This is a genomic window from Saccharospirillum salsuginis (genome assembly GCF_014651855.1).
Classification (GTDB): Bacteria; Pseudomonadota; Gammaproteobacteria; order Pseudomonadales; family Natronospirillaceae; genus Saccharospirillum; species Saccharospirillum salsuginis.
Genome location: NZ_BMXR01000008.1, coordinates 25233 through 38990, shown reverse-complemented (window position 1 = coordinate 38990; position 13758 = coordinate 25233). Strand labels below are relative to the sequence as shown.

The window sequence follows — 13758 nt, the reverse complement described above, 5'->3', positions numbered from 1 at the left end:
TGCCCGCACCCGGCCGCATAGACGTTGTCGAGGCGTTGCGCGGTCAGCCCAATCGCCCGATGTCATTGTAAAACGCCACCATCATCAGACCGATGATCAGCATCAGTCCGACCTGGGTGGCGATGATTTGCATTCGCTCGGACACAGGGCGCCCGCGCAACCATTCGATGGAGTAAAACAGAATGTGGCCGCCATCGAGGATCGGGATCGGAAGCAGGTTCATGACCCCCAGGGCGATGCTGATGAACGCCAGATAGCGAACAAAGCTTTCCAGACCGCCCTGCACCGAATCACCGGCGAGCTGTGCCATGGAAATCGGACCACCGATTTGCTCGAACGAGACCTGGCCGGTCACCATTTTTCCGAGCATGCCGAAGCTGAGACCGACCATCTCCCAGGTGTCCCGAAGACCCCAGGCAATAGCCGTCCAGGGCATGACCCGATGGGTGACAATCTGCTCTTCCGGCCATTCGAAGCTCGCGGCTCCGGCCCCGATGTAGCCCTGGGTTTCGCCCTCGACCTCGCGGGTTCGCGGGGTAATCTCAAGGGTCATGCGCTCACCATCGCGCAGTACCTCGACGTCGAGCGAGCGGCCCCCATTGAGCTGGATCACTTCGACCCAGTCCAGCCAATTTTCAATCACTTGACCCTCGGTCCGCAGGACCTGGTCCCCGACTTGCAGGCCGGCCGCTTCGGCCGCCTCGCCCGGCATCAATTGACCGATGACGGCCGGGACTTCGGGTCGCTGAACATAGAGCCCCAGGTTCGCCATCGGGTTCGGTTCCGACTCTTGGCTCAGCCAGCGCTCGACCGGGACGTTCAGACGCCGCTCACGGCCGTCACGGGCAACCCGGAATTCGATCTCTCCGCTGTCGCCGACGCGCTGGGCGAGGGTCAGATTGACCTCTCTCCAGGTATCGACCTCGTGACCATCGATCGCGAGTATGCGATCGCCACGCTCAAAACCCGCCTCGGCGGCCGGGGTTTCGGTAGGCGGCTGGTCGACCAGCGGCTTCAGCCCCTGCACGCCAATGGTATACAGAAGGGCGAACGCCAGAATCGCGAACAGGAAGTTGGCCAGGGGACCGGCCGATGCGACGGCGATACGCTGCAGCGGTGTTTTCGACATGAACTCGCCGTGCTGTTCGGCGGCCGGTACCGGACCTTCCCGCTCATCCAGCATCTTGACGTAGCCACCAAGAGGGATCCAGGCGATGGCGAACTCAGTGCCCTGTTTGTCGTACCAGCGGTACAGCGGCTGGCCGAAGCCGATGGAAAAACGCAGCACCTTGATGCCATTGCGACGGGCCACCCAGAAATGACCGTACTCGTGCACGGTCACCAGGATTCCCAGGGCCACCAACAGGCCGATCACACTTAAAAGGACGTTCATGTACGCGGTTCCTCGAGGGCCTGATCCGCCAACGCACGGGCGCGGGCGTCCACGCTCAACAATTGCTCGACGGATTGTACCGGCTCGGCCCCCATTTGGTTCATAACGGCCTCATTAATGCGTGCGATGTCCGGGAAAGACAAGCGACGGTCCAGAAAAGCGGCGACGGTGATTTCATTGGCGGCATTAAGCACGGCCGGCAGGGTACCGCCGTCGGCGATGGCCTCCTCGGCCAGGCGCAAACAGGGAAAACGGTCACGGTCGGGGGTATCGAACGTCAGTTGCAGGGTTGGATCGAACGCCAGCGGTTCGGCGCCGCTGACGATGCGATCCGGATAGGCCAGGCCATAGGCGATGGGCGTGCGCATGTCCGGTGTGCCCATCTGGGCGATGACGGACCCGTCCAGATAGCGCACCATGGAATGAATGACGCTTTGCGGGTGGATCACCACCTCGATCTGATCCGGCGTCAGATCGAACAGCCAGCAGGCCTCGATCAGTTCCAGCCCCTTGTTCATCAGCGAGGCGGAATCGACGGATATCTTGCGGCCCATCGACCAGTTGGGATGAGCGACCGCCTGTTCCGGCGTCACACCGGCCAGTTGTCCGGCCGACATATCCCGCAGGGGACCGCCGGATGCGGTCAGCAATACGGAGGCGATCCCCTGGCGACGATGATCCGACGGCATGCACTGGAAAATGGCATTGTGTTCGCTGTCGATCGGCAGCAATTCAGCACCGGACTCGGCTACGGCGGCCATCAGCAGATGCCCGGCCACGACCAGGCTCTCCTTGTTGGCCAGCAATAATCGTTTACCGGCGCGGGCCGCCGCCAGCGACGAGGACAACCCCGCCGAACCGACGATCGCCGCCATGACGGTGTCGACGTCGGGGTGCGCGGCCACGTCCGCCAGTGCCGCCTCGCCGACCAGTATCTCGGTGCCCTGCCCGCTCAGTCGTTCGAGCAATTGGGTGCGACCGGTATCGTCCGGCACCACCACATACCGAGGCCGGAAGCGAAGGGCTTGCTCCGCCAACCGGTCCAGGTTGCGATGACCGCTGATGGCGAACAGGTCGAAACGGTCCGGATGCCGTTCGATCACGTCCAGGGTATTGCAGCCGACGGAGCCGGTGGCTCCGAGCACGCTGACGGTTTGGCGTAGAACGTCTGTATGATCTGTCATGGTCGGCTATACCGCTACCAGAGCAAGCAAGAGACAAAACATGGGTGTGGCCGCGCACAGGCTGTCGATCCGGTCGAGGATACCACCATGGCCGGGCAGCAGATGTGAACTGTCCTTGATGCCGCGATATCGTTTGAGCAGGCTCTCCAGCAGGTCGCCCAGCACGGAGATCGCCACGACAACGGCGCTGACGAACAGCATCAATCCCCATTGGGCGCCGTCCAGGTCGGCCAGAAAGGCGATACCGATGATGGCCGAAATCGCCACCGAGGTGGCCATGCCGCCATAGACGCCGGCCCAGGTCTTGCCGGGGCTGACATGGGGTGCCAGTTTGCGGTTGCCGAAGGCGCGGCCGGCGAAATAGGCTCCGATATCGGCGCCCCAGACCAGCAGCATCAGCCATGTCAGCACCAGGTTGGCCTGGTCGTGGGCCTTGAGGACGTTCAACCCGAGCCAGAGGGGTAACAGAACGGGAATCGCGATCAACAGGCGGACCCATCGTCGGCGAATCACCCCCTGGCTGGCGGGATAGGCGACGACCAGCGCCAGCGCCAATACCCACCAGAGCAACGACCAGAGCGTCAGCGCGAGCCAGGTGACGGGGGTCGCGTTCTGCACCCAGGAAATCGCCACCAGCAGGCCGGCGGTCAGGGCTGCCAGACCCAGTCGGGAGGTCATGCGCTGGTATCCGGCCAGATTGGCCCATTCCCAGGCGCCCAGTACGACGATGGCTCCGATAAAGGCGGAAAACCAGACGGCGGGCAGCAGGTAGATACCCGCCAGCATCAGTGGTGCCAGCACCAGTGCGGTTACAACTCGTTGGAAAAGCATGTTCAGGAGCTCACGGTCTGTTCCAGCTGCTCGTCGGTACGGCCGAATCGGCGCACGCGTCCGGCGTAGCTGGCGAAGGCCCGCTGCAACGATGCCAGGTCGAAATCCGGCCAGTATTCGTCGGAGAAGTAGAATTCGGTGTAGGCGAATTGCCACAGCAGGAAGTTGGAGATGCGTTGTTCACCGGCGGTGCGAATGCACAGGTCCGGCGCGGGCAGATCACCCAGGGCGATTCGGGCCTGAAGCGCCTCTTCGGTGACCTGGTCGGGACTCAGGTTGCCGCAGGCGACGTCGCGGGCGAGACTGCGCGCGGCCTGGGTGATGTCCCAGTGGCCACCGTAATTGGCGGCGATGGCGAGTGTCATGCCGGTGTTATGGGCGGTCATGGCCTCGGCTTTGGCGATGGCGTTCTGAATGGTCTGACTGAAGCCGGTTTTGTCGCCGATGACCCGCAGTTTCAGGTTGTTCTTGTGCAGTTTTTTGACTTCCCGGTTCAGCGCCAGGAGGAAGAGTTCCATCAGGGCGTTGACTTCGTCTTTGGGCCGGCGCCAGTTTTCGGAGCTGAAGGCGTACAGGGTGAGCACTTCAACGCCGGATCGCGCGCAGTTTTCGACCACGGCGCGTACGGACTTGAGACCGGCTTTATGACCGGCGATGCCGCCCAGCAGGCGTTTTTTCGCCCAGCGGTTGTTTCCATCCATGATAATGGCCACATGGCGGGGGACTTTGGTGACGCCCTCTTCGGAGACAGTGGTCATAGGCTATCCAATATTCGTTTCTTGAATGTCCGGGCGGTTTGTTCGGCTCGGTTGATCAGGTGCCAGTGGTTCGCGCCGGCTGCCGGGGGTGCTCCTCCGGGGTCGCCGTAAATACATCCATGTAGGCTTGACGGCAGCATCCTTGCTGCCGACATCCCCGGTTGAGCACCCCCGGCAACCGTCGCTCGTTGTTTGCCAACTCAGCCGGTTTGTTCCCGCTATAAAAACAAAGGCAACATGGTAACCCATGCTGCCCTTGCTGGTCTTCTGCGGGCGGATCAGACCGTCAGCAGTTCTTTTTCCTTGGATTCCAGATGCTCTTCGACCTGGGCGATGGCCTTGTCGGTCAGCTTCTGGATGGTCTCTTCGCCGCGGCGACCTTCGTCCTCGGAGAGCTCTTTTTCCTTGATCAGTTCCTTGATCGTGGCGTTGGCGTCACGACGGGCGCTGCGAATGGAGACCCGGGCCTTCTCGGCTTCGGCGCGGGCGACCTTGATCATCTCGCGGCGGGTCTCTTCGGTCAGAGACGGCATGACGACGCGGATCTTGTCGCCCGAGGTGGCCGGGTTGAGGCCGAGGTCGGATTTCATGATGGCTTTTTCGATCTCCGGGACGAGGTTCTTTTCCCAGGGAACGATGGCCAGGGTGCGGCCGTCTTCGACGTTGATGTTGGCGACCTGCTTGAGCGGCGTGAGATTGCCGTAATAGCTGACCTGAACACCGTCGAATATGGACGGGTTGGCCCGGCCGGTGCGAATTTTGTTGAAGCCTTCGTCCAGGGCCTGGAGGGCCTTGCGGTTGTGGGCTTCGGTCTCTGTTTTAAGCTCTTCGATCATGCAGTTATGTCCTCTACCATGAGCGTCCCCTCGTTACCACCGACCATCAGCGATACCAGGGCTCCGGGTTTGTTCATATTGAACACCCGAACCGGCATATTATGATCCCGCACGAGGCAGACAGCCGTCAAATCCATCACCCCGAGTTGCTTCTCCAGGGCTTCGTTGTAGGTCAAACGATCGTATTTTACCGCATCCGGATTGGTTCGGGGATCATCACTATACACGCCGTCCACATTGGTGGCTTTAAGTACGACCTCGGCTTCGACTTCGATGCCGCGCAGGCAGGCGGCGGAATCGGTGGTGAAGAAGGGGTTGCCGGTGCCGGCGGAGAAGATGACTACGTCACCCTGGGTCAGGTAGCGGATGGCGCTGCGGCGGTCGTAGTGTTCGACAATGCCGGACATGGGAATGGCGGACATGACGCGGCTGCGAATATTGGAACGCTCGAGTGCGTCGCGCATGGCCAGGGCGTTCATGACGGTGGCGAGCATGCCCATGTGGTCGCCGGTGACCCGATCGAGACCGGCCTCATGCAGCGATTTGCCGCGAAAGAGGTTGCCGCCGCCGATGACCAGTCCGACCTGGACGCCGATGCCCACCAACTGACCGATTTCCAGGGCCATGCGGTCCAAAACTTTCGGATCGATACCGAACCCCTGCTCCCCCGACAGCGCCTCGCCGCTGAGTTTCAACAAGATGCGTTTGTAGCGCGGGTGGGAGTCTTTCGTGGGCATGGCGTCTCTCCGAATGGTGTCTGGTTGTATCCTGTAGGAGCGTACGCCGTGCGCGACCCTTGGGGTTCAACCACCAGATCGCGCACAGCGTGCGCTCCTACATATTAAAAACTGCCGCTTCGCGGCATAAGTACATCCTGTACAAGCACTACTCCCGCACATCCTTGTGCTTCGCAGCATAAGCACGTCCTGTGCAAAAAAAAGGGCAGTCAAACTGCCCTTTTCTGTGCCTTAGCTGCCTTTGGCGGCCGCGGCGACTTCGGCGGCGAAGTCGACTTCTTCTTTCTCGATGCCTTCACCCACTTCCAGACGGGTGAAGCTCAGCAACTCGGCGCCGGCGTTCTTGACCAGGGTGCCCACTTTGGTATCCGGGTCCTTGACGAACGGTTGCTCGACCAGGGAGATCTCGGCGACGAACTTCTTCAGACGGCCGGTGACCATTTTCTCGATGATTTCGGCCGGCTTGCCGGAATTCTCGGCCTGGGCGGAAACCACTTCTTTTTCACGGTCGAGCATTTCCTGCGGGACGTCTTCCGGAGAGACGTACTGCGGGTTGATCGCGGCGATGTGCATGGCCACGTCACGACCCAGCTCTTCGCTGCCGCCTTTCAATTCAACGGCGACGCCGATGCGGCCACCGTGAACGTAGGTGGCGACGGTCTTGCCTTCACCGCCGATCAGGACGGCGCGGCGAACGGAGATGTTCTCGCCGATCTTCTGCACCAGGGCTTCACGCTCGGCTTCGAGGCCGTCGGCCATCAAAGCGGCGATGTCGGTCTGCTTGCTGGCAAAGGCCTGGTCGGCCACCTTGTCGGCGAACGCCAGGAAGTTGTCGTCACGGGCGACGAAGTCGGTTTCGCTGTTGACTTCCAGCAACAGAGCTTCGCTGTTGTCGTCGTTGGTGCGAGTGATGATAACGCCTTCGGCGGCGGTACGGCCGGCCTTCTTGGCGGCTTTCAGGCCGGAGGCCTTACGCAGGTTGTCGATTGCTGCTTCGATGTCGCCACCGGCTTCGACCAGTGCTTTCTTGCACTCCATCATGCCGAGGCCAGTGCGCTCACGCAGCTCTTTTACCATGCTCGCGGAAATGTTAGCCATGTTCAGTTCCTCAATGTGTCGTTCAATTCAGGTCGACCTGCTTCAGTCTGCCGGATGTTTGATACCGCTTTATGAACCGGCAGTCGCGTATGGGGCAGTCTGATAGCAAAAAGGGGCCTCGGCCCCTTTTTTCATCTGCCTTGGCCGATGTTGGCTTACTCGGCGGATTCGCCGGCGGCTTCGTCAGCCACTTCGACGAATTCGTCAGCTTCGGTCGCGTTGGCCGCCTTGGCTTCCAGTACGGCGTTGGCGACGGAGCTGGCGTAGATCTCGATGGCGCGGATGGCGTCGTCGTTACCCGGGATCACAACGTCGATACCGTCCGGGTTGGAGTTGGTATCAACCACGCCGATGACCGGAATGCCCAGCTTGTTGGCTTCCTGGATGGCGATGCGCTCGTGATCGACGTCGATGACGAACAGGGCATCCGGCAGGCCGCCCATGTCCTTGATACCGCCGATGCTCTTCTCGAGCTTCTCGATTTCACGCTCGCGCATCAGGCGCTCTTTCTTGGTCAGCTTGTCGAAGGTTCCGTCGCCGGCCTGGGTTTCCAGTTCGCGCAGGCGCTTGATGGACTGACGAATGGTTTTGTAGTTGGTCAGCATGCCGCCGAGCCAGCGGTGGGCGACATAAGGCATGCCGGCACGGGAGGCTTCTTCACGGACGATGTTGCTGGCGGAACGCTTGGTACCGACGAACAGGACCTTGTTCTTGGCAGCGGCCATTTTGCCGATATGCTCAAGAGCGTTGTTCAGGGCCGGGACGGTGTGCTCGAGGTTGATAATGTGGATCTTGTTGCGGGCACCAAAGATGTACTTGCCCATCTTGGGGTTCCAGTAACGGGTTTGGTGACCGAAGTGTACGCCTGCCTTAAGCAGGTCGCGCATGGAAACAGTAGTAGCCATAATATCCTCAACTGTTCGGGTTAGGCCTCCACACGCCCCATGATCCAACCCCCTGACCTGTGGCCCTGGAGCACCCGAAATCATGTGTCGGCGCATGTGAGAGTTAATGTTACGCCATTGGCGGTGGCCAATTGACGCACCTTCGGACACTCTGCCCGAAAGCGGCGCGCTTTATACCACACCGTCCAGTCAAACACAAAACTTCTGGGTTGCAAGTGATGCGTCACTGGTCCGCTGTGGGGCTCCTTGAGAAGGTGCCAGTGGTTCGCTGTAGTGGCTCCGTATGGAGGTGCCAATGGATCGCTTCTGAGGCTCCATATAGAGGTGCCTGTGGTCCGCGGCAGGGGCCTGGGTAGCTCACTCCGGGTCGCCGTGGACCCATCCATGGGGGCTAGACCGCAGCATCCATGCTGCGAACTCCCCTGCGTGAGCCACCCAGGCCCCTGCCGCTTAGATACGTGCCAACAACTGATTCCAACAGTCCCCCAATAGTATTGGGGGAAGCGCTAGAAACGGGTATGCCATCGACCATGAAAGGCTAGCGCCGGCTGCCGGGTAGGCCTATTCGGGGATGTCGGCCGCCCGGATGGCGGCCGTCAAGCCCCCATGGACGGGTTCACGGCGACCCCGAATAGACTTACCCCGCAGCCGGTGCGGGTTCTGGCACTGAACTGAATAGGTATAAGCAACCACGGGCCTATTGCTGCAAGGCGTTCTTAAAACCTTTAGAATACCCGGCCATTATTCATGATCCGACTTGGGAATCGCATGCCTGTTACCATTAAGACCGCTGAAGAAATCGAGAAGATGCGGGTCGCCGGTCGCCTCGCGGCCGAAGTGCTGGAAATGATCGGGGACTATGTCAAACCCGGGGTCACCACCGGCGAGCTGGACCGTATCTGCCACGATCACATTGTGAATGTGCAAAAGGGTATCCCGGCGCCACTGAATTATGGCAATCCGCCGTTTCCGAAGTCGATCTGCACATCGGTGAACCATGTGATCTGCCATGGCATCCCGAGCGATGACAAGGTATTGAAGAAGGGCGACATCCTGAACATCGATGTAACGGTGATCAAGGATGGCTACCACGGCGATACCAGCAAGATGTTCTTTGTCGGTGAAGCACCGGCGCACCTGGAGCGGTTGGTGCGGGTGACGCAGGAATGCCTCTACAAGGGCATCGAGATTGTCCGGCCCGGAACGCAATTGGGCGATATCGGCCATGTGATTCAGCAACATGCCGAGAGCAATTACTATTCGGTGGTGCGGGAATACTGCGGTCACGGCATCGGGGCGGGTTTCCACGAGGAGCCCCAGGTACTGCACTATGGCAAGCCGGGCACCGGTATGGAGCTGCAGGAAGGCATGTGCTTTACCATTGAGCCGATGATCAACGCCGGCAAGCCGCAGACCAAGATGCTCGGCGATCACTGGACGGTGGTGACCAAGGACCGCAAACCGTCGGCCCAGTGGGAGCATACGCTGCTGGTAACGGCCGATGGCGTCGAGGTTCTGACTCGACGGGGTGAAGAATCCTTCTGATCTCGACTCATTACCTGCCTGGCCGGTCAGGCTTTCCCATTGGCCGGCCCGGGGAGCCCCACGGGAATTGTCCAGAGGCTCCCTTCCCTTTACCATTGGCTCACCTTTTGTAGGACGAGTGAATGATCCTGAGCGATTACGCCGACAGCGATTTAGTCGATTTTGACGCCTTGTGCCGGTCGTTGGCCGACCAACCGGCCGTTCCCGTATTGCGCGAGACTCTGGAACAGTTGCAACAAGCGCTGGATCGCCGCTTTTTACAGGGTGAGCCGATACGATCGCTGGTGTTTGGCCGGGCCTGGGCTCTGGATCAGGTGATTCGAGCGGCCTGGCAATGTTTCGAGTGGTCGGATCCGGACGATATCGCCCTGGTGGCGGTCGGCGGTTACGGCCGCGGTGAGTTGTTGCCGAAGTCGGACATCGACCTGCTGTTGTTGTTCACCGAGGAAGACCGGATCGAGACCAATGTCGAGTCGATCCAGGCGTTCCTGACGCTGATGTGGGACATCAAGCTGGAGGTGGGCCACAGTGTCCGCACGCTGGCCGCCTGTCAGGAGGAAGCCCGCAACGATGTCACGGTGACGACCAACCTGATGGAAACCCGCACCCTGGCCGGCAACGAGAGCCTGAGAGAGCGGGTGACCGAACTGACCGGGCCCGATTACATCTGGCCCAGTGAGGACTTCTACAAGGCGAAGCTGAACGAGCAGACCCACCGCCACCAGAAGTACAACGAAACCGAATACAACCTCGAACCGAACGTAAAGGCCGGCCCGGGCGGGCTGCGTGATATCCAGACCATTGCCTGGGTCGCCAAGCGCCATTTCGGCGATACCGATCTTGGCGGCCTGGTGGAACGCAAGTTTCTGACCGATGCCGAATACCAGGCCCTGCTGGAAGGCCAGGACGCGCTCTGGCGCATCCGCTATGCCTTGCATGTTTTCAGCGGCCGGGCCGAGGACCGTTTGCTGTTCGATCTGCAGGAGCAGGTGGCCGAGCAATTCGGTTACAGCGATCGGGACGGCCAGTTGGCGGTCGAACATCTGATGCAGGACTATTTCCGCCAGGTGTTCCGGCTGCGCGCCCTGAACATCATGCTGTTGCAACACTTCGACGAGACCATTCTGCACGCCGGGGACGAGGAACAGATCATTCCGATCAACTCCCGCTTCCAGGTGCGCGACAACTACATTGAAACGCTGGACGAGTCGGTCTTTATCCGCACGCCTTCCGCGCTGATGGAGATTTTCGTCCTGTGCGCCCAGCAACCCGAAGTCAAAGGCATTCGGGCCGGCACGCTGCGGCAGATCTTCGCTAATCGCCATCGCATCGACGGCAAATTCCGCCAGGATCTGCGCAACATCACCTTTTTCATGGAATTGTTGCGCAGCCCGGCCGGGGTCTCGACCAACCTGATGCGCATGAACCAGCACGGGATTCTCGGCCGCTATCTACCGGAATTCGGGCGTATCGTCGGCCAGATGCAGTACGACCTGTTTCACGTCTACACCGTCGATGCCCATACCCTGCTGACCATCCGCAACCTGCGCCGCTTCCGCCACGCCAACAACACCGCCGAATTCCCCATCGCCACCAAGATCATCCACCAGTTACCCAAGGTGGAGCTGGTCTACGTAGCGGCGCTCTATCACGACATCGGCAAGGGCCGGGGGTCGGATCATTCGGTCGAGGGCGCCGAGGAAGTGCGCCGTTTCGCCCTGCGCCACCGCCTGACCGCCTGGGAAACCGATCTGGTGATCTGGCTGGTACGCCATCACCTGCTGATGTCCACCACGGCCCAGCGCCAGGACATTTCGGACCCGGAAGTGATCAACCACTTTACCCAGCAGGTCGGCGACGTGCACCGGTTGAACTACCTTTACGTGCTGACCGTGGCCGACATCTTCGCGACCAACCCGAACCTGTGGAACAGCTGGCGGGCCTCGCTGCTGAAGAAGCTGTATAACGAGGCGCTGCGGGCCCTGCGGCGCGGCCTGGAGAACCCGGTGGACAAAGAGGAACGGGTTCAGGAGATCAAATCCCAGGCGCTGGCCCTGCTCCGCGACGACGGTTTCGAGGAAGCCGAGATCCTGGAATTGTGGGACAACCCCGGCGACGATTACTTTCTGCGCGAGAGCCCGGAGAACATCGCCTGGCACACCCGCGCCATTGCCAATCACGGCCTGAACGTGCCCCTGGTGCTGATCAGGGAAACCGACGAACAGAGCTTCGCCGGCGCCACCCAGGTGTTCATCTACGCGCCGGACCGGCCGCATCTGTTCGCCGACATCGCCGCCTGCCTCGACCAGTTGGAGCTCGACATCCAGGACGCCCGCATCATGACGTCCTCGGCGTCCGACTTCAGTCTGGATACTTTCATTGTTCTGGACGAGGAAGGCCACAGCATCGGCAACAACCCGGCCCGGTTACGCGACATCCAACACCGGCTGTTGCTCGCCATACAGGATCCGGAAGAGACGTCGACGCCCCAGCGCCGCATGTCGCGGCGACTGAAGCACTTCAGCATCCCGCCGGAGATCACCGTCAGCAACGACCCGACCAACCAGCGCACCGTGGTCCAGGTGATCACCTCGGACCGTCCCGGTCTGCTGGCGGACATCGGCCGCACCTTCAAACGGCTCGATCTGCGCATGCAAAGCGCGCGCATCTCGACCCTGGGCGAACGCGTCGAGGACGTCTTCTTCGTGGTCGACAACCAGAACGAACCCCTGCACGATGCCAGGCGCGTTGCCGAGCTGCAGCAGCGTCTGGCCGACACGATCGAACAAGGACAACCCTGAATGAACCCTCTGATGGAGCGACTCCAGCCCTACCCGTTCGAAAAGCTGAAGCGCCTGGTCGCGGACGTGACCCCGGCCGAGTTGCCCGAAATCGCCTGGGGCATTGGTGAGCCCAAACACGCCGCACCGGCCTTTCTGGAAACCACCCTGCGCGACCATCTGGACGGGTTTTCACACTACCCGGCCACCGCCGGATTGCCGGCCTTGCGCGAGGCCATCGCCGACTGGTGCACGCAGCGCTTTCAACTGCCCGCGGGCAGCCTGACCGCCGAATCGCATGTCCTGCCGGTGACCGGCACGCGCGAGGCCCTGTTCGCCGTGGTTCAGGCCCTGTTCGACGCTACATCGAGCAAGAATCAGGTCTGGATGCCGAACCCCTTCTATCAGATTTACGAAGGGGCGACCTTCCTGGCCGGGGGCGAACCCCGTTACCTGCCCTGCCTGGCGGAATCGAACTACCAGCCGGATTACGACGCCCTGAGCGACGCCGAGTGGGACCAGTGCCAAATGCTGTTCCTGTGCACCCCGGGCAACCCGTCCGGCCGGACACTGAGCCAGGAACAGCTGCAACGACTGATCCGCAAGGCGCAGCAACACGATGTCATTCTGGTCTCGGATGAATGCTACTCCGAGCTGTACCGCGACGAGAACAACCCGCCGGCCGGTCTGCTGCAAGCTGCCGCCAGCCTGGGGGACGCCGACTACCGCCATTGTCTGGTGTTTCACAGCCTGAGCAAACGCAGCAACCTGCCCGGCCTGCGCAGCGGCTTCGTCGCCGGCGATGCGAACCTGCTGAACCAGTTTCGAAGCTATCGCACCTATCACGGCTGCGCCATGCCGCTGCCGCACCAGCATGTGTCCATCGCCGCCTGGCGCGACGAGGCGCATGTTGCCGAGAACCGGGCCCTGTACAACGAGAAGTATCGGGCCGTACAGAGCATACTTGCCGGCAAACTGCCGGTGGACATTCCCGACGCAAGCTTTTACCTTTGGCCCGACCTGGGCCGGGACGACGAAGCCGTGGCCCGGGAATGGCTGGCCAAGGCCAACATCCGGGTACTGCCCGGCCAATACCTGTCGCGCACCGTCGACGGCGTGAACCCGGGCTACGGACACGTTCGCATCGCCCTGGTCGCCGAGGTCGACGCCTGCATCGAGGCCGCCGAACGGTTGCGCAAACTGCTATAGGGCCATCAGCCCTAAACGACATCCACCCGAGACGATACACAGCCTGAATGGGGCGGACGCCATGATCCGGATTTACGGCATTCGAAATTGCGACACCATTAAGAAAACCCTGGCCTGGTTCGACCAGCAAGGGGCCGATTACGAATTCATCGACTACAAGAAAACCCCGCCGACCGAAGACCTGCTGCGCAGTTGGTTTCCCCACGTCGGCTGGGAGAACCTGATCAATAAACGGGGTACGACTTGGCGCAACATCGACGATGGGCGCAAGGAAAAACTGAACCCTGAACGCGCCATCCAGTTGATGATCGCCGAACCGTCGATCATCAAACGTCCGGTCGTCGAGCACGGCGGCCTGGTGAGTGTGGGTTACAACGAGCAGGCCTTCCGGGACCTGCTGTCGTTGGAGTTATAACCCGGGCGACCGCCCCGAGGCATCGCCCCCTGGAATCCGACTGAACCGAATTCGGCACCGCGTGGCT

12 protein-coding genes are annotated in these 13758 nt (G+C 61.1%); 4 read left to right on the top strand and 8 right to left on the bottom strand.

What is annotated here, in order from left to right; genetic code table 11:
- Positions 1-43: 43 nt before the first annotated feature.
- The 8 genes from rseP to rpsB all read right to left on the bottom strand — a co-directional run bounded on the left by rseP (position 44) and on the right by rpsB (position 7742).
- The gene (gene rseP / locus IE111_RS15675) at positions 44-1393 is read right to left on the bottom strand and encodes an RIP metalloprotease RseP (RefSeq protein ID WP_189610447.1); all 1350 of its coding nucleotides are present in this window, start codon (positions 1391-1393) and stop codon (positions 44-46) included.
- Complete coding sequence (ispC, locus tag IE111_RS15670; protein ID WP_189610445.1) at positions 1390-2577, bottom strand: 1-deoxy-D-xylulose-5-phosphate reductoisomerase; 1188 nt, start codon at positions 2575-2577, stop codon at positions 1390-1392. Before ispC ends, rseP begins: the two co-directional genes overlap by 4 nt.
- Positions 2578-2583: 6 nt before the next feature.
- Positions 2584-3408: a phosphatidate cytidylyltransferase gene (locus IE111_RS15665; RefSeq protein WP_189610443.1), complete on the bottom strand. Its 825-nt coding sequence runs from the start codon at positions 3406-3408 to the stop codon at positions 2584-2586.
- Between the two features lie 2 nt (positions 3409-3410).
- The gene (gene uppS, locus IE111_RS15660) at positions 3411-4166 is read right to left on the bottom strand and encodes an undecaprenyl pyrophosphate synthase (protein WP_189610442.1); all 756 of its coding nucleotides are present in this window, start codon (positions 4164-4166) and stop codon (positions 3411-3413) included.
- Between the two features lie 278 nt (positions 4167-4444).
- Positions 4445-5002: a ribosome recycling factor gene (gene frr / locus IE111_RS15655; RefSeq protein ID WP_189610440.1), complete on the bottom strand. Its 558-nt coding sequence runs from the start codon at positions 5000-5002 to the stop codon at positions 4445-4447.
- A complete protein-coding gene (gene pyrH, locus IE111_RS15650) occupies positions 4999-5739 on the bottom strand; it encodes a UMP kinase (protein ID WP_189610439.1) in 741 nt (246 codons plus the stop codon). Before pyrH ends, frr begins: the two co-directional genes overlap by 4 nt.
- 231 nt (positions 5740-5970) lie before the next feature.
- A complete protein-coding gene (gene tsf / locus IE111_RS15645; RefSeq protein WP_189610437.1) occupies positions 5971-6837 on the bottom strand; it encodes a translation elongation factor Ts in 867 nt (288 codons plus the stop codon).
- 155 nt (positions 6838-6992) lie between these two features.
- Positions 6993-7742: a 30S ribosomal protein S2 gene (rpsB, locus tag IE111_RS15640; protein WP_189610435.1), complete on the bottom strand. Its 750-nt coding sequence runs from the start codon at positions 7740-7742 to the stop codon at positions 6993-6995.
- Between the two features lie 768 nt (positions 7743-8510).
- Between rpsB and map the strand changes: the two genes are divergently transcribed.
- From map to IE111_RS15620, 4 genes are all read left to right on the top strand, one after another.
- On the top strand, positions 8511-9287 hold the full coding sequence (map, locus tag IE111_RS15635; protein WP_189610433.1) for a type I methionyl aminopeptidase: 777 nt from the start codon (positions 8511-8513) through the stop codon (positions 9285-9287).
- A gap of 122 nt (positions 9288-9409) precedes the next feature.
- The gene (glnD, locus tag IE111_RS15630; protein ID WP_189610431.1) at positions 9410-12088 is read left to right on the top strand and encodes a [protein-PII] uridylyltransferase; all 2679 of its coding nucleotides are present in this window, start codon (positions 9410-9412) and stop codon (positions 12086-12088) included.
- A complete protein-coding gene (gene dapC / locus IE111_RS15625; protein ID WP_189610430.1) occupies positions 12089-13276 on the top strand; it encodes a succinyldiaminopimelate transaminase in 1188 nt (395 codons plus the stop codon).
- A 61-nt stretch (positions 13277-13337) separates the two neighbouring features.
- Positions 13338-13691, top strand: a complete 354-nt coding sequence (locus IE111_RS15620; RefSeq protein ID WP_229805384.1) for an arsenate reductase — start codon at positions 13338-13340, stop codon at positions 13689-13691.
- Positions 13692-13758: the final 67 nt, after the last annotated feature.